14 protein-coding genes are annotated in these 14,932 nt (G+C 74.7%); 6 read left to right on the top strand and 8 right to left on the bottom strand.

What is annotated here, in order from left to right:
- Position 1 precedes the first annotated feature (1 nt).
- On the bottom strand, positions 2-2,071 hold the full coding sequence (locus tag QWZ14_RS19660) for an HWE histidine kinase domain-containing protein (protein WP_290318523.1): 2,070 nt from the start codon (positions 2,069-2,071) through the stop codon (positions 2-4).
- A 212-nt stretch (positions 2,072-2,283) separates the two neighbouring features.
- Between QWZ14_RS19660 and QWZ14_RS19655 the strand changes: the two genes are divergently transcribed.
- From QWZ14_RS19655 to recQ, 3 genes are all read left to right on the top strand, one after another.
- The gene (locus QWZ14_RS19655; protein WP_290318522.1) at positions 2,284-3,243 is read left to right on the top strand and encodes a radical SAM protein; all 960 of its coding nucleotides are present in this window, start codon (positions 2,284-2,286) and stop codon (positions 3,241-3,243) included.
- A 117-nt stretch (positions 3,244-3,360) separates the two neighbouring features.
- Positions 3,361-3,762, top strand: coding sequence for an OmpA family protein (locus QWZ14_RS19650; protein WP_290318521.1), 402 nt, complete (start codon positions 3,361-3,363; stop codon positions 3,760-3,762).
- A gap of 80 nt (positions 3,763-3,842) precedes the next feature.
- Complete coding sequence (gene recQ / locus QWZ14_RS19645) at positions 3,843-5,726, top strand: DNA helicase RecQ (RefSeq protein ID WP_290318520.1); 1,884 nt, start codon at positions 3,843-3,845, stop codon at positions 5,724-5,726.
- Positions 5,727-5,730: 4 nt separating this feature from the next.
- On the opposite strand, the gene QWZ14_RS19640 is transcribed toward recQ, so the two are convergent.
- From QWZ14_RS19640 to QWZ14_RS19615, 6 genes are all read right to left on the bottom strand, one after another.
- Positions 5,731-6,708, bottom strand: coding sequence for a YihY/virulence factor BrkB family protein (locus QWZ14_RS19640; protein WP_290318519.1), 978 nt, complete (start codon positions 6,706-6,708; stop codon positions 5,731-5,733).
- 69 nt (positions 6,709-6,777) lie between these two features.
- The gene (locus tag QWZ14_RS19635) at positions 6,778-7,251 is read right to left on the bottom strand and encodes a GNAT family N-acetyltransferase (protein WP_290318518.1); all 474 of its coding nucleotides are present in this window, start codon (positions 7,249-7,251) and stop codon (positions 6,778-6,780) included.
- Complete coding sequence (locus QWZ14_RS19630; RefSeq protein ID WP_290318517.1) at positions 7,248-8,015, bottom strand: creatininase family protein; 768 nt, start codon at positions 8,013-8,015, stop codon at positions 7,248-7,250. Before QWZ14_RS19630 ends, QWZ14_RS19635 begins: the two co-directional genes overlap by 4 nt.
- A gap of 64 nt (positions 8,016-8,079) precedes the next feature.
- Complete coding sequence (locus QWZ14_RS19625) at positions 8,080-9,618, bottom strand: cryptochrome/photolyase family protein (RefSeq protein WP_290318516.1); 1,539 nt, start codon at positions 9,616-9,618, stop codon at positions 8,080-8,082.
- Complete coding sequence (locus QWZ14_RS19620) at positions 9,618-10,217, bottom strand: DUF6134 family protein (RefSeq protein ID WP_290318515.1); 600 nt, start codon at positions 10,215-10,217, stop codon at positions 9,618-9,620. The genes QWZ14_RS19625 and QWZ14_RS19620 overlap by 1 nt, the downstream gene beginning before the upstream one ends.
- Positions 10,217-10,939 (bottom strand): SDR family NAD(P)-dependent oxidoreductase, encoded by a 723-nt coding sequence (locus QWZ14_RS19615; protein WP_290318514.1) that lies wholly within the window; start codon positions 10,937-10,939, stop codon positions 10,217-10,219. The genes QWZ14_RS19620 and QWZ14_RS19615 overlap by 1 nt, the downstream gene beginning before the upstream one ends.
- Before the next feature lie 113 nt (positions 10,940-11,052).
- On the opposite strand from QWZ14_RS19615, the gene QWZ14_RS19610 reads away from it, so the two are divergent.
- From QWZ14_RS19610 to rpmG, 3 genes are all read left to right on the top strand, one after another.
- Positions 11,053-11,592, top strand: a complete 540-nt coding sequence (locus tag QWZ14_RS19610) for a SixA phosphatase family protein (protein ID WP_290318513.1) — start codon at positions 11,053-11,055, stop codon at positions 11,590-11,592.
- 26 nt (positions 11,593-11,618) lie between these two features.
- Positions 11,619-13,142 carry a CHAD domain-containing protein gene (locus QWZ14_RS19605; RefSeq protein ID WP_290318512.1) on the top strand — a complete coding sequence of 508 codons (1,524 nt, stop codon included), beginning with the start codon at positions 11,619-11,621 and terminating at the stop codon, positions 13,140-13,142.
- A gap of 87 nt (positions 13,143-13,229) precedes the next feature.
- A complete protein-coding gene (gene rpmG / locus QWZ14_RS19600; protein WP_290318511.1) occupies positions 13,230-13,397 on the top strand; it encodes a 50S ribosomal protein L33 in 168 nt (55 codons plus the stop codon).
- 78 nt (positions 13,398-13,475) lie between these two features.
- Here rpmG and QWZ14_RS19595 read toward each other — a convergent pair whose 3' ends face one another.
- Positions 13,476-14,894: a PleD family two-component system response regulator gene (locus QWZ14_RS19595; protein WP_290318510.1), complete on the bottom strand. Its 1,419-nt coding sequence runs from the start codon at positions 14,892-14,894 to the stop codon at positions 13,476-13,478.
- Between the last annotated feature and the right edge of the window lie 38 nt (positions 14,895-14,932).

The raw sequence follows: 14,932 nt of genomic DNA, 5'->3' as shown, positions 1-14,932 counted from the left end.
CTCAGGCCTCGGCGCCGCGCAGCACCCGGGCCGCCGGCATCCCGATCTCGCAGGCCAGCCCGGCCTCCTGCCAGTGCTGGGTCAAGCTGCCGCCGAGCTGGCTGCGGATGGTCGCCTCCAGCACCCGGGTGCCGAAGCCGGGCCGCGCCGGCGGCTGCCCGGCGGCCGGCCCGCCGCTCTCGCGCCAGAGGATCCGCAGCTGCGGCGGCGTGGCCCGGACCATCTCCCAGCGGATCGAGACCTCGCCCCCGGCGACCGAGAGGGCGCCGTATTTCGTCGCGTTGGTCGCCAGCTCGTGGATGGCCATGGCAAGCGGCTGCACCGCGGTCGGGGCCAGGGTCAGGCCGGGGCCGGCGAGGCTGATGCGGGGCCGGGCGCCGTCGCCCTGGCTCTCGAAGGGCTTCACCGCGGTGGCCAGCAGGGTCTCCAGCTCGGCCCCCTCCCAGCCGGTGTCGGCCAGCACCGACATGGCCTCGGCCAGGGCGCTGATCCGGCCGTCGACGGCGCGGACGAAGCTGTCGAGGTCCGGGGCGCGGGTCAGCCGCAGGGCGGCGCGGGCGGTGGCCAGCGCGTTCTTGGCGCGGTGGTCGACCTCCCGGCGCAGCAGGTCGCGGCGGTGCTCCGCCTGCCGCTGCTCGGTGATATCCTGGGCGATGACGACGCAGCGGCCCGGCCGGCCCGGCAGCAGGGCGGAGGCGAGGCGCAGCGGCAGGGCGGAGCCGTCCGGCCGCAGCCAGTCCCGCTCGACCGGCGGCCAGTAGGGGCCGGCCGCGCCCGCCGCGGGCCCGGGCGGCGGCCAGGCGATGCCGCGCGCCGGCAGCTCCGCCCGCCGCAGCCCGGTCATCTCCAGCAGCCGGTCGTTGACCGCCAGCGCCCGCCAGTCCCGCAAATCGATGATCGCCATGCCCATGATGCCGCTGTCGAAGACGGCGCGGAACTCGGCCCCGGCCTGCTGCCGCGCCTCGGCCACGGCGCGCTGCGCCGTCTCCCGCTGCAGCGCCGCCTCGGCCGCCGCCGCCGCCCGGCTCCGCCGCAGCGCCAGCAGGGCGAGGCCGATGACCAGCAGCGAGGCCGGGACGCCGATGGCGAGCTGCCGCGCGACGGTCCGGCGCCACTGCGCGGCGATGAGCCGCTGCGGCCTGGCGACGGTGACATAGAGCGGCAGGTCCGCCACCTGGCGGAAGGCGATGAGCCGGCGGGCGCCGGCCTGGCCGGCGTTGCCGGCGAGGGGGTGGCCGACGTAGCTGCCCCGCGCCCGCCCCTCGGCCGCGGCCCGGCGCAGGGCGCTGCCGGCCGGGATCGGCGGCAGGGCCTCCTGGGCGCCCGGCGTCCGCACCAGCACCTCGCCGTCCGAGCGCACCAGGGCGGTGACGTCCCCGGGCTCGCCGCCCAGCGCGGTGAAGCCGGCGGCGACCGCGTTCGGATCCATGGAGACGCTGATGGCGCCGTCGTAGGCGCCGGCCGCCAGGCCGTTGCCGCCCGCCTCGCGGCGCCGGTTGACGGCGAAGAAGAGCCGGCCGTCGAGCCGGCCGGCGAAGAGCCGGCTGACGTGCCAGCGGGGCGCCCCGGGCTGGCGCAGCGCGATCACCCAGTCCCGGTCGGCGAGGGACAGCGGCTGCGGCACCGAGGCGGTGCTGGTGCTGAGCAGCACCCGGGCCTCGCGGTCCGAGACGGTGATGTGCCGCACCAGGGCCAGCCGGCCGGCCAGCCGCGCCAGGGCCTGGTGCAGCTCGGCTTCCCGGTCCCGCACCTCGGCGTCCGACAGGCCCTGCAGCAGGTCGTTGGTCACGTCGGCGGCGAAGCGCTGGGCCTCGATGGTGCGGACGGCGTATTCCGCCGCCGCCTCGGCGCTGCGCGAGAGCTCCCGCTCGGCGCCGGACCAGCTGGCCAGCCAGCTGATGCGGCTCATGGCGGAAAGGGTCAGGACCGGCAGCAGCACCGCGGCCAGCAGGGCGAGGCCCAGGCCGGGCAGGCGGGCGGCCCCGGGGGCGGCAGGGGCGGCGGCGCGGCGCCAGGAGGCCAGGCCGCGCTGCCGCAGCCGGGTCGTCGCGGGGATCGCCATTCCGGACATGGGTCGTCCTCCCGGGCGCAATTCGGTTTCGGCCTGACAATAACATATTCCGACGCATCTGAAACGATACGCCGGAAAAAAGCCGGATCGGACTCCGGCCCGAGGGGATGCCGCCTTTGCCCGGCTGCCGCGTTAGGGTGGCGCGGTATCCGGCTGGCCGGCCCCGGCGAATACCCTGTTGCCTGCCGCCTGCCTCGCAAGGAGCCCGCCGCGTGTCCGTCAGCCCCCCCGTTGCCCCGCTTCGCCTGGACCCGGCCAAATTCCGCGACCCGCAGCTGACCGCCCGGGGGGAGGCGCGGGCCAGCGTGGCGCTCGCCGGGCTGCGCACCCTCTGGCTCAACACCGGCACGCTGTGCAACGTCACCTGCCGCAACTGCTACATCGAGAGCAGCCCGCGCAACGACGCGCTGGTCTACCTGACCGCCGCCGAGTGCCGCACCTTCCTCGAGGAGATCGAGCGGGACGCGCTGCCGGTCGAGGAGATCGGCTTCACCGGCGGCGAGCCCTTCCTCAACCGCGACCTGCCGGCGATGCTGGAGGAGGCGCTGGCCCGCGGCCACCGCGCCCTGGTGCTGACCAACGCGATGAAGCCGATGCGCAACCAGGCCGCGGCGCTGCTGGCGCTGCGCGACCGCTACGGCGACCGGCTGACGCTCCGGGTCAGCCTCGACCATTACGGCGCCCTGCTGCACGACCTCGAACGCCAGGACGGCAGCTTCGCCGTCGCCATCGAGGGGCTGGCCTGGCTGGCGCAGAACGGCTTCCGGGTGAACGTCGCCGGCCGCGCCGCCTTCGGCGGGGAAGGGGAGGCGGCGCTGCGGGCCGGCTTCGCCGCGCTCTTTGCCGACCGGGGCATCCCGGTCGATGCCGCCGACCCGGTGGCGCTGATGCTCTTCCCCGAGATGGATGCCGCGGTCGACGTGCCGGAGATCACCACCGCCTGCTGGGGCCTGCTGCGGCTCAGCCCGGAGAGCCTGATGTGCGCCTCCTCGCGCATGGTGGTGAAGCGGCGCGGGGCGGCGCGGCCGGCGGTGGTCGCCTGCACGCTGCTGCCCTACGACCCGCAGTTCGAGCTGGGCGGGACCCTGGCCGAGGCGTCCCGCCCGGTGGCGCTGAACCACCCGCATTGCGCCCGCTTCTGCGTGCTCGGCGGGGCCGCCTGCTCGCGCTGAGGCGGCGGGCCGCCGCTGCCGCCAAGCCGCCTGGATGCGCCGGAGGCCACCCTCAACGGTTGACGCCCGCGGGCGTTTACACGACTGATCAGTCCCATCCTTTCCGGAGTCATCCTGATGCGCCGCCGCCTTCTGTTCGCCGCCCTGCCGCTGCTCGGCCTCGCCGCCTGCCAAACGCCCGGCACGGCGTCCCGCCCGGCGCCCCGGACGGTGATCTACTTCACCGCCGACAGCGCGGCGCTCGACGAGAATGCCGGGGCCCTGGTCGCCGACCTCGCCGAGCGGGCCAAGACCATGGGCAGCGCCCCGGTCCGGGTGCGCGGCTTCGCCGCGCCCGATTCCGCCAGCAGCCCCGCCTTCGCCCGCAGCCTGGCCGAGGCGCGGGCCCGCAACGTGGCAGACCAGCTGGTCGCCTCCGGCATCGACCGCGGGCGCATCCGGCTGGAGCCGCGCGGCCCCGTGGCCTTCGAGCAGATGGCGGTCGAGAGCCGCCGGGTCGAAGTCCTCATCGGCGAATAGCGCGGGGCGCCGGCCGCCGCAGCCGTTGCGGCCGGTGCTTGCCGGCTGACGCGGGGGGCGGGACATGGCATGACACTCCCATGCCCGATCTGCCCGTGCCCGCTGCGATGGACTCCCCGGTGCCGGTCCGGCCCGGCACCGACCCGGCCGAGGTGCTGCACCGCATCTTCGGCCACACCGGCTTCCGCGGCCGGCAGGAGGAGATCGTCCGGCACGTGCTGGGGGGCGGCTCCGGCCTGGTGCTGATGCCGACCGGCGGCGGCAAGTCGCTGTGCTTCCAGGTGCCGGCGCTCTGCCGCGAGGGCCTCGGCGTCGTGGTCTCGCCGCTGATCGCGCTGATGGAGGACCAGGTCGCCGCCATGCGGCAGCAGGGCGTCGCCGCGGCGGCGCTGCACTCCGACCTGCCGGAGGACCAGGCGCGGGAGGTCCGGCGGGACCTGGCGCGCGGGGCCATCAAGCTGCTGTATGTCTCGCCCGAGCGGCTGTCCTTCGACAATACCCTCACCCGCCTGGCCGAGCACCCGATCGCGCTGTTCGCCATCGACGAGGCGCATTGCGTCAGCCAGTGGGGCCACCACTTCCGCCCGGAATACCGCGGCCTCGGCATGCTGGCCGAGCGCTTCCCCGATGTGCCCCGGCTGGCGCTGACCGCGACCGCCGACCCGCGCACGGTCGAGGACATCCGGGTCCAGCTCGGCCTGCAGGACAGCCCGGTGTTCCGCGGCGGCTTCGACCGGCCGAACATCTTCATCAGCGCCGCGGCGCGGGAGCAGGAGCGGGCGCAGCTCCGGGCCTTCGTGAAATCGGCCGGCGACGGCGCCGGCGCCGGCATCGTCTACTGCGGCACCCGGGCCAAGACCGAGCAGACCGCCGAATGGCTGCGCGCCGACGGCCACGACGCGCTCTGCTTCCACGCCGGCATGGACCCGGCGGCCAAGCGGGACAGCCACCGCCGCTTCGCCCGCGGCGATGCCGTCATCATGGCCGCGACCATCGCCTTCGGCATGGGCATCGACCGGCCCGACGTCCGCTGGGTCTGCCACCTCGACCTGCCGAAGTCGCCCGAGAGCTGGTACCAGGAGATCGGCCGCGCCGGCCGCGACGGGCTGCCCGCCCGGGCCCTATTGCTGTATGGCGCCGGCGACATCGCGCTGGCCCGCCACCGCATCCAGGAAAGCCCGGCCATGCCGGAGCAGAAGCGGATCGAGCGGGCGCGGCTCGAGGCCATGGTCTCGATCGCCGAGGCGGCGACCTGCCGGCGCAAGATCCTGCTGCGGTGCTTCGGCGAATCCCTCGAGGGCGACAACCCCGAGAGCTGCGGCGCCTGCGACATCTGCCGCGAGCCGCCGAAGCTGTTCGACGGCACCGTCCCGGCGCAGAAGCTGCTGAGCGCGGTGCTGCGGACCCGGCTGAACAACGGCTCCCACTTCGGCCTCGGCCACGTGGTCGACGTGCTGCGCGGCAAGCTGACGCCGAAGGTGGCGCAATTCGCCCATGACAAGCTGAAGACCTTCGGCATCGGCACCGACCTGTCGGAGGCCGCCTGGAAGGGCGTCGCCCGGCAGCTGGTCGCCCGCGGCGCGCTCGACGTCGCCATCGAGAACCATGGCGAGCTGGTGCCGACCGATGCCGCGCGGCCGATCCTGAAGGGCGAGGAGAAGGTGCTGCTGCGCGAGGAGATGCTGACCGCCCGGGCCGAGCCGCGCACCACCCGCGCCGGCCGCGCCGCCGAGCCGGCCATGGCCGGCGACGCGCTGTTCGACGCGCTGCGCGCGTGGCGCAAGCGCGAGGCCGCCGACCAGGGCGTGCCGGCCTATGTCATCTTCCAGAACGACACGCTGGCGGCGATCGCCGAGCGGCGGCCGGAGGATGCCGAGGAGCTGGCGATGATCCCCGGCGTCGGCCGCAGCAAGCTCGAGCGCTACGCCGACGCGGTGCTGCGGGTGGTGCGGGACCGGGCCTGAACGCTCAGCGCCGGCGGCGGAAGACCGCCATCACCAGCGCCATGGCCGCGGCGCCGCCGAGGAAATGCCCGGCCTCGGTCTTCTTCTGCTGCTGGCGGAGGTGCTGGCGCGGCTGGGCCGGCTCGGAGAGCGCCGCGACCGCCGCCTCGGTGCCGTGGAAGCCGCCCCAGGCGCGGGTGAACTCGGCGCCGAGCAGGAAGACCTGGGCAGAGTAGTAGACCCAGAGCAGCACGATCATCAGCGCCCCGGCGGCGCCGTAGCCGGTGCCGAAGCTGCTGCTGCCGACGTACCAGCCGATCAGCGACTTGCCGATGGTGAACAGCATCGCGGTGACCAGCGCGCCCACCGTCACGTCCCGCCAGGCGACCGGGCGGGCCGGCAGGATCTTGTAGATCGCCCCGAACAGCACCGCGACCATCAGGAAGGACAGCAGGAAATTCGCCAGCCCGAGCAGGAGCAGGGTGCCGGGCAGCACCGAGTCGAACCAGGTGGCGATGGCCGAGAGCACGGCGCTGGCGACCAGCGAGACCAGCAGCAGGAAGCCGGTGGCGGCGACCAGCCCGAGGCTGGCCAGCTTCGCCCGCATCAGCCGGGTCACGGTGTCGCCCTCGGCCGGCTGCACCCGCCAGATGGCGTTCAGCGCCGACTGCAGCTCGCCGAAGACGCCGCTCGCGGTCAGCAGCAGCGTCGCCACGCCGATCAGCGTGGCGATGGTGCCGGAGGTGCGGTTGTTCGCGCCGCGGACCATGGCCTCGACCGCCTCGGCGCCGGTGACGCCGAGCAGGCCGCGCAATTCCTCGGCCAGGGCGCCCTGCACCGCGGCCTCGCCGAAGAAGAACCCGGCGGTGGCGGTGGCGATGACCAGCAGCGGGGCGATCGAGAAGATGGTGTAGTAGGCGATGGCGGCGCCGCGGCCCATCGCCTCGTCCTCGATGTAGCCCTCGACCGTCGCGCGCAGCAGTGCCCAGACCCGGTTCAGCATCGACCCTCACCCTGTGCCCCGCCGCCATCGCGAAGCCTTCAGGTTGAACTACCGGGAGCGGCAGCGGTTTCAGCCGTCGCGGCGGATGATGAAACCATTTGCCACCGGCTCCATGCCGAGCTTCGGGTACCAGGTCATGGGATCGGGTGCCGAGAGCAGCAGCAGCATGCAGCCGGGGCCGATGATCCGCTTGGTCTCGGCGATCAGCGCCCGGCCGATGCCCCGACCCTGCGCCGCCGGGTCGACGCAGAGGTCCGACAGGTAGCAGCCATAGGCGAAGTCGGTGAAGCTGCGGGCGGCGCCGACCAGCCGGCCGGCCGCATCCCGCGCGGTGACGATGAGGTTGGAGCCGGCGACCATGGCCGCCATCCGCGCCGCGTCCCCGACCGGCCGCGCCAGGCCGGAGGCGCGGACCACGGCGGTGTATTCCGCCGGGTCCAGCCGGCCCTCCTCGCGGGCGAAGGCATGGCCCGGGGGCGGCACCGCCAGCGCCGCCCAGGCGGCATGGCCGACCAGCAGCGCCGGGGTCGTATCCGGGCTCATGCCCAGAGCTTCGGGTTGGCCAGCACCTCGGCCATCCTGCCCGCGATGGCGGCCAGCAGCGCCTCGCCCTTCTCGGCGGTGGCGGTGCGGGCGTCGCCGATGACGCCGCTGGGCGACAGCGCCTTGAAGGAGCGCCGCATGGCGAGGCCGGTCGGCTGGCCCTCGATGCGCGTCGACATCGGGCCGAAGGCCTCGGCCAGGCGTCCGGTGCGGACGCTGTCGGGGCGGAGGTGCATGATCATGCTGGTCTCGGCCTCGCAGGCATGCATCAGCCCGGCCTGGCGGTCCAGCAGCGGGCCGATCACCTCGGGCACCACGTGCCAGTAGGTGCCGCCGGCCACCTTGATGCCGAATTCGATGGCGCATTCCCCGGCGCAGACCGCGACCGCCTCGGCATTGCCGCCATGGCCGTTCAGCAGCATCACCTTGCGGAAGCCGTGGCGGGAGGCGGATCTCACGATCCCCCGCAGCACCCCGGCGAAGCTCTCGTACTCCAGCGTCACGGTGCCGCCGAAGGCCATGTGGTGCTCGGCAAGGCCGGTCCAGACGCAGGGGGTGACGACGACGGGCTGGCCGGCCGCGGCCAGGCGCCTCGCCGTCTCATGCGCGACGGCGGTGCCGAGGATGATGTCGACGCCGGTCGCCAGGTGCGGGCCGTGCTGTTCCATGGAGGCGACGGGGATGATGACCATGGCATCCTCGGCGGCGCGGGCGCGCAGCTCCTCGGCGGTCAGCCGCATCCATTCGAATTCGTAGGCGCTCATGGCTCGGGTCTCCTCGGGATGCCGCATTGCGGCATCGCCGGCGGCGGCTGTCGAGGGGGGCGCCTCAGGGGTCGGGGCGCAGCTCCGGCCCGGCGAGGAAGGCCGCGGCCTGGGCGCGCAGCCCGGCGAGCTTCTCCGCCGGCATCTTCCGCAGGGTCTGCAAGGGCATCGCCAGCCGGTTGTTGCCGGCGAAGCGCTGGGCGTGGCGGGCGAGGAAGTCCCAGTAGAGCGCGTTGAAGGGGCAGGCGTCGGGACCGGTCGACTGCTTCACGTCATAGGCGCAGCCGCGGCAGTAGTCGGACATGCGGTTGATGTAGGCGCCGCTGGCCGCATAGGGCTTGCTCGCCATGACCCCGCCATCGGCGTGCAGCACCATGCCGTGGGTATTGGGCAGCTCGACCCATTCATAGGCATCGGCGTAGACCGCCAGGTACCATTCGTTCACCGCCGCCGGGTCCAGCCCGGCGAGGAGGGCGAAATTGCCGGTGACCATCAACCGCTGGATGTGGTGGGCATAGGCCATGTCGCGGGTCTGCCGCACGGTCTGGCGGATGCAGTTCATCCGGGTCTCGCCGCCCCACCAGGACCAGGGCAGCGGCCGCGTCGCCTCCAGCGCGTTCAGCCCGGCATAGGCCGGCATCTTCAGCCAGTAGATCCCCCGCACGTATTCCCGCCAGCCGAGGATCTGCCGGATGAAGCCCTCCACCGCGTTCAGCGGCGCGGCGCCGGCCCGCCAGGCCGCCTCAGCCGCCTCGCAGCAGGCCCGTGGCGAGAGCAGGCCGAGGTTCATGCTGGTCGAGACCAGGGCATGGAAGAGCACCGGCTGGCCGCTCGCCATGGCATCCTGGTAGTCGCCGAAGCGGGGCAGCCGATGGGCGATGAAATCGGCCAGCGCCGCCTCCGCCTCGGCCGCCGTCACCGGCCAGGCGAATTCCTCCAGCGTGCCGAAATTGGCGGGGAAGCGGGCCTCGACGAGGGCCATCACCTCGCGCGTCACCGCATCCGGGGCGAAGCGCCGGGGGGCGGGGGGGACCACGCCGCGGTCGAGCCTGCGGCGGTTCTCGGCATCGTAGTTCCAGGCGCCGCCGGCGGGCGCCTCGCCCTCCATCAGCAGGCCGGTCTCGCGCCGCATCTCGCGGTAGAAGAATTCCATCCGCAGCTGCTTGCGGCCCTGGGCCCAGCGCTGGAACCAGCCGAGATCGGCGAGGAAGCGGTCGTCGTCGCGGATGTCGACCGGCAGGCCGGTCGCCTCCTCCCAGCCGCGCATGTCGGCCAGGACCCGGTACTCGCCGGGGAAGGTGGCGACGATGCCGGCCGGGCGATGGCGGGCCACGGCGCGGGCGACCTCGCCGGACAGCGTGCCGGTATTGGCCGGATCATCAAGCCGGACGTAGTCGACCCGCACGCCGCGGGCCTCGAGCGCCGCGGCGAAGTGCCGCATCGCCGAGAGCACCAGCACCAGCTTCTGCTTGTGGTGCGGGACATAGGCGCACTCGCCCATCACCTCGGCCAGCAGCACCACGTCGGCGGCCGGGTCGAGCCCGGCCAGGGCCGAGACCCCGGGCGTCAGCTGGTCCCCGAGCAGAACCCGCAGCAGGCCCATCAGAGCCGCTCGTAGGTCACCAGGCTGCCGTCGTCGCCCTTGGTCCTCCAGGCGAGCCAGGTGCCGTCGGCGGCATAGCTGCCCTCGCTCTCCTCCGGGCCCGAGGCGCGCCAGCGGGTGCCGCCGCCGGGCAGGGCGCTGCGGCTCCACTGGAGGGCGAGCGGCTTGCCGGTCTCGTTGTCGAACAGCGGGCCGCCGAAGCGGTGGCTGTCCCACCAGCTCAACGGCGCCGCCTCGGCCGGCAGCCGCTGCGGCCCGGCCGGGCCCTGGACCAGCAGGGCGTTGCTCTCGGCCCGGGCGCTGAGGCTGGTGACGGTGCCGTTGCGGTCGTGGCGGGAGGCGAGGGCGGCGAGGCGGTTGCCGGCCCAAGTCTCGGTGAAGTCGTGGGTCAGGCGGAAGACGGTGATGCCCATCAGCTTCACCTGGATGGCGACCAGGGTATGGGCGGTGAGCCCGCCCGCGGCCTCGGTGAAGGTGACGGTATGGGTGCCGATGGCCGAGCCCTCCCGCATGATGCGGAAGCGCAGCTCGCCGGGTGCGGCCAGCGCCGGGCGGGCCAGGATGGGGAGCGCCATGAGCGGCAGGTGGCGGCGCCGCATCAGCCCTTTCCCCGCAGCGTGGAGCGGCCGCCGTCGACGCCGATGACCTGGCCGGTGATCCAGCCCGAGGCCTCGGACAGCAGGAAGTCGGCGAGCGCGGCGGCGTCCTCCGGCTCGCCCAGGCGGGGGATGGGGTGCAGCCTGGCGATGGCCTCGGCCATCTGCGGGTTCTTCGTCATCGGCTCGGCGATGCCGGTGCGGGTCAGGCTGGGGGCGATGCAATTGACCCGGACCGCCGGGGCCAGCTCGGCCGCCAGCGCCACCGTCAGCCCCTCGACCGCCGCCTTGGCGGCGCCGATGACGGCATGGCCCGGGAATCCGGCCCGCGCCGCGACCGAGGAGAAGAGCACCACGCTGCCCTGGCCGGCGGCGAGCGCCGGGGCGGCGGCCTGCACCGCCAGCGCCGCGGCGGTGACGTTGAGCGCGAAGGCGGTGGCGAAATCCGCCGCCGTCGCCCGGGCCAGCGGCTTCATCACGATCGAGCCGATGCAGAAGGCGAGGCCGGCGAGGGGGGTGCCAGCCGCCTGCAGCGCCGCCTTGAGCGCCGCCGCGTCGGTGACGTCGCAGGCGGCCGAGGGCGCCCCGAGCTCGCGTCCCAGCGCTTCCAGCGTCCCGGCGTCGCGGCCGATGAGGAAGGGGGACCCGCCGCGCGTCGCCACCCGCCGGGCCAGCGCCCCGCCGATGCCGCCGGTGGCGCCCAGGATAACAACAGCTCCGGCCATGCCCGTTCCTCGACGTCTGTCGCGCCGAGATGGGACCTCGCCGCGGCCATGGAAGGGGCGGCGGGGCGCAATAGGCGGGACAAAGCCGCGGCGCCGTGGCAGGATCGCCCCCGATGCGCCAGCTCCTGCTGTTGCGGCACGCGAAGTCCTCCTGGGACGATCCGGCGCTGCCCGACCACGCCCGACCGCTCAATGCGCGCGGCCGCCGTTCCGCCCAGGCGATGGCGGAGGCGATGCGGGAGCTGCGGCTCTCGCCCGATATCGTCTTCGTCTCCTCGGCCCGCCGCACCCTGCAGACGCTGGAGGCGCTGACCCCCTTCGAGGATGGCGCGCTGGTCGAGCCGATGGATGCGCTCTACCTGGCACCCTGGCAGCAGCTCCTGGACGAGCTGCGGCGGGTGCCGGAGACGGCGCGCAGCCTGCTGCTGATCGGCCACAACCCCGGCCTGCACGACCTGGCCCTGGCCCTGGCCGACCCGGCCACCCTGGCCCGCGGCGGCGCCGATGCCCGGCGCCTGGCGGAGGGCTACCCGACCGGGGCGCTGGCCGAATTCACCATCGCCTCGCCCTGGCGCCAGCTCGCCGCCGGCGGCGGAAGGCTGGTCCGCTTCCTGGCGCCGCGCGACCTCTCTGCCGCGGAGCAACCGGCCTGACCCGATCCGAGACGACCGATCCCGCCATGCCGCCCCCCGCCGAGCCCGATCCGCCGGCCACGACTCCCGCCTCCGTCAGCCTCGAATTCGCCCTCGACCCGGCCGCCGCCCAGCGGCTGCCGCGGCATGCCGCCATCGCCACGGCGCGGGCCGGGCGCAGCCGCAGCCTGGCGGAGGAGCTGATCTGGCTGGACACCGCCGAGGGCAGCCTGGCGGCCGCCGGCCTGGCGCTGGCCGCCCCGGCGAAGGGCGAGCGCCAGCTGCTGCGCAGCATGCCCGCCGCCGGCCAGGCCTGGCGCCCCGGCACGCCGGCCGAGCCGGTGCCGCCCCGGGACGGCCTGCCGCCCGAGGATGCGGCGCTGGTGCCGATCGCCGCCTTCAGCGGCCGCCGCAGCCTGATGCAGCTGGGCGAGGTCGAGGCCGAGCTGCTGGCCGGCAAGCTGCGCGCCGTCGCCGCCGAGACGCCGGTGGCCCGGCTGCGCCTCACCGGCCCGGCCGAGGCGGTGCTGGCCCGGGCGGCGGCGCTGGCGGCCGACCTGCACCTGCTGCCGGCCACCGCCAGCCTGGCCGAGGAAGGCCGCGCCCTGGCCCGGGGCGAGGCGCCCCGGCCGCGCCGCCGTGGCGCCCCGGCCTTGGCCGATGCCGGCACGGTGGAGGCGGCGCTGCAGGCGGCGCTGGGCCACCTGCTGGAAGCCATGCTGAGCCATGCCCCCGGCTGCCGCCCCGGCGCCGGGATGGAGGGCGTCCACCAGACCCGGGTGGCGCTGCGCCGGCTGCGCTCGGTGCTGAAGTCCTTCCGCCCCGCCGCGGGCTGCCCGGCGGTCGCCGGATTCGACGCCGGCCTCGCCGCCCTGGCCGGGGCGCTCGGCCCGGCGCGGGACTGGGACGTGTTCCTGGCCGGCACCGCCGCCGCCGCGGCCGAGGCGATCGGCCCCGACCGCCGCCTGGCCGCCCTGCTGAAGGCCGCCGAGGCGCGCCGGGCCGAGTCCTATGATTCCCTCGGCCGGCTGCTGGACGGGCCGGCCTTCCCGCGCCTGGTGCTGGCCGGGCTGTCGCTGATGCTGCTGCGGCCCTGGCGGGAGGGCGCGGAGGCCGATGGCCGCGCCGCGCTGCTGGACCAGCCGCTGGCCGAATTCGGCGCCGGGCTGCTGGACAAGCGCTGGCAGCGCCTCCGCAAGCGCGGCGAGGCGATCGAGGCGCATGGCGCCGAGGCGCTGCACGAGGTGCGGCTGGACGCCAAGCGGCTGCGCTACGCGGCCGAGCTCTTCGCCCCGCTCTGGCCGGGCAAGGCGGCCCGGCGCTTCCTCCGCCGGCTGGCCGCGCTGCAGGAGGAGCTGGGGGTGGCCAACGACACCGCCGTGGCCCGCGCCCTGGTCGCCAGCCTGGCGCCGGGCGCGGCCGCCGAGGGGAGCCGGGGCAGGGGTGGCGCGGTGCCGGGCTGGGCGGTGGGGGCGATGGAGGGCTTCGCCGCCGGCCGCAGCGGCCGCGCCCGCCGCCACGCCCTGGACGCCTGGGACAGCCTGCTGCAGGCCAGTCCCTTCTGGCGCTGAGGCCCGCCCCAAGCTTTGGCTTGACGGGGCGGCGCAGCACGTTAGGTTGCGGCCCCTTCAGGTACCTCAGGATCAACAGGCTTCGCCATGGCCAAGTCGAACACCATCCAGATCAAGCTCGTGAGCAGCGCCGAAACCGGCTTCTTCTACGTCACCAAGAAGAACGTGCGGAACACCACCGGCAAGCTCGAGCTGAAGAAATACGACCCGGTCGCGCGCAAGCACGTCGTCTTCAAGGAATCGAAGATCAAGTAGCCTGCGGGCCACTGTCGGATCGAGAACACGGCGGGCCTCGGCCCGCCGTTCGCTTTTGTGGGCCCCGGCGGCAGGCCGCTAGCCGGCCCGCAGCCGCGGCGGCGGCGGCACATCCTGCAACTGGTCGGGCAGGCCGTCGTCGACGAACTCGGCCGCGATCGCCTGCACCACCCGGTTCCGCCCGGCCTCCTTGGCCCGGTAGAGCGCCGCATCCGCCGCCGCCACCGCCGCGTTCACGCTGGTCCCCGGCGGCGCCACGGCCAGGCCGATGCTCGCGGTCACCGGCAGCAGCACCCCGGCGATCTCGAAATGGGTGGCGCTGAGCGAGGCGCAGAGCCGCTCCGCGACCGCATTGGCGTAGTCGGTCGGCGCCCCCGCCAGCACCACCATGAATTCCTCGCCGCCGTAGCGGGCGACGACGTCGGCGGCGCGGAGATGCATCTTCAGCCGGTTCGCCACCTCGCGCAGGGCGGCGTCGCCGGCCGGGTGGCCGTAGTTGTCGTTGATCGACTTGAAGCGGTCGACGTCGAGCAGCAGCACCGCCGCGTCGGTGCCCCGGAGCACGCCGTCGAGGTGGCGGCGGACGTAGCGGCGGTTGCGCAGCCCGGTCAGCGGGTCGGTCACCGCCATCTCCAGGCTGCGGTCGAGGTCGGCGCGCAGCCTTTCCTGGTAGCGCTTGCGGCGGATCTGGTTGCGCGCCCGGGCCCGCAGCTCGTTCGGGTCGATCGGCCGCAGCACGTGGTCGTTGGCGCCGAGGTCGAAGCCGCGCAGCACCAGGCCGCGCTGGTTGGCATCGGCCACCAGCAGCACCGGCAGGTCCCGCGTCGCCCCCTGGGCCCGGAGGCGGGAGGCGAGCCGCAGCACGTCCCCGCCCTCGCCGGGGAGGCAGAGCACCGCGAGGTCGAAATTGCCCTCGCCCAGGATCCGCCGGGCCGCCTCCGATTCGGTGGCGGTCTGCACCTCCACGCCGTCGGTGCCGAGGATGGCGGCGATCTGCGCCGCCTCGGCGGCGGATTCCGAGAGCACCATGACGCTGGCGCCCTGGATGCTGGGGGAGGGCTCGGGCGGCGGCTCGAAGCCCAGGTCCCGGGCGGTGTCGGAGCGCAGCCGCCAGGCATCCTGCACCTGCTTCACCCGCAGCAGCGCCCGCAGCCGGGCGAACAGGGTCGCGTCGTCGACCGGCTTCGAGAGGAAGTCGTCCGCCCCGGCCTCCAGCCCGCGCACCCGCTCGGCCGGGTCGACCAGGGCGGTGATCATGACCACGGGCATGTGCGCCGTGGCGCTGCTGGCCTTCAGCCGCTCGCAGACCTCGTAGCCGTCCATGCCGGGCATCATGACGTCGAGCAGGATGACGTCGGGCGACCAGCGCCCGGCGGTGGCCAGGGCCTCGGGCCCGGAGGCGGCGAGGGCCACCTCGTAGTATTCGTTCAGCAGCTTGGCCTCGAGCAGCCGGAGGTTGGCGGCGATGTCGTCCACCACCAGGATGCGTGCGGTCATGGCGTCGTCCGCCGGCGGGGCAGGGCCGGGCCGGCCGG

Origin of the sequence: Paeniroseomonas aquatica, assembly GCF_030409335.1 — a bacterium.
Lineage (GTDB): Bacteria > Pseudomonadota > Alphaproteobacteria > Acetobacterales > Acetobacteraceae > Belnapia > Belnapia aquatica.
This window is presented reverse-complemented; position numbering and strand designations above follow the sequence as displayed.

Excerpts from the sequence above, each read along its gene's own strand:
- QWZ14_RS19660 (WP_290318523.1), bottom strand. The coding sequence starts at position 2,071 with ATGTCCGGAATGGCGATCCCCGCGACGACCCGGCTGCGGCAGCGCGGC.
- QWZ14_RS19650 (WP_290318521.1), top strand. The coding sequence starts at position 3,361 with ATGCGCCGCCGCCTTCTGTTCGCCGCCCTGCCGCTGCTCGGCCTCGCC.
- recQ (WP_290318520.1), top strand. The coding sequence starts at position 3,843 with ATGCCCGATCTGCCCGTGCCCGCTGCGATGGACTCCCCGGTGCCGGTC.
- QWZ14_RS19640 (WP_290318519.1), bottom strand. The coding sequence starts at position 6,708 with ATGCTGAACCGGGTCTGGGCACTGCTGCGCGCGACGGTCGAGGGCTAC.
- QWZ14_RS19635 (WP_290318518.1), bottom strand. The coding sequence starts at position 7,251 with ATGAGCCCGGATACGACCCCGGCGCTGCTGGTCGGCCATGCCGCCTGG.
- QWZ14_RS19630 (WP_290318517.1), bottom strand. The coding sequence starts at position 8,015 with ATGAGCGCCTACGAATTCGAATGGATGCGGCTGACCGCCGAGGAGCTG.
- QWZ14_RS19625 (WP_290318516.1), bottom strand. The coding sequence starts at position 9,618 with ATGGGCCTGCTGCGGGTTCTGCTCGGGGACCAGCTGACGCCCGGGGTC.
- QWZ14_RS19620 (WP_290318515.1), bottom strand. The coding sequence starts at position 10,217 with ATGCGGCGCCGCCACCTGCCGCTCATGGCGCTCCCCATCCTGGCCCGC.
- QWZ14_RS19615 (WP_290318514.1), bottom strand. The coding sequence starts at position 10,939 with ATGGCCGGAGCTGTTGTTATCCTGGGCGCCACCGGCGGCATCGGCGGG.
- QWZ14_RS19610 (WP_290318513.1), top strand. The coding sequence starts at position 11,053 with ATGCGCCAGCTCCTGCTGTTGCGGCACGCGAAGTCCTCCTGGGACGAT.
- QWZ14_RS19605 (WP_290318512.1), top strand. The coding sequence starts at position 11,619 with ATGCCGCCCCCCGCCGAGCCCGATCCGCCGGCCACGACTCCCGCCTCC.
- rpmG (WP_290318511.1), top strand. The coding sequence starts at position 13,230 with ATGGCCAAGTCGAACACCATCCAGATCAAGCTCGTGAGCAGCGCCGAA.
- QWZ14_RS19595 (WP_290318510.1), bottom strand. The coding sequence starts at position 14,894 with ATGACCGCACGCATCCTGGTGGTGGACGACATCGCCGCCAACCTCCGG.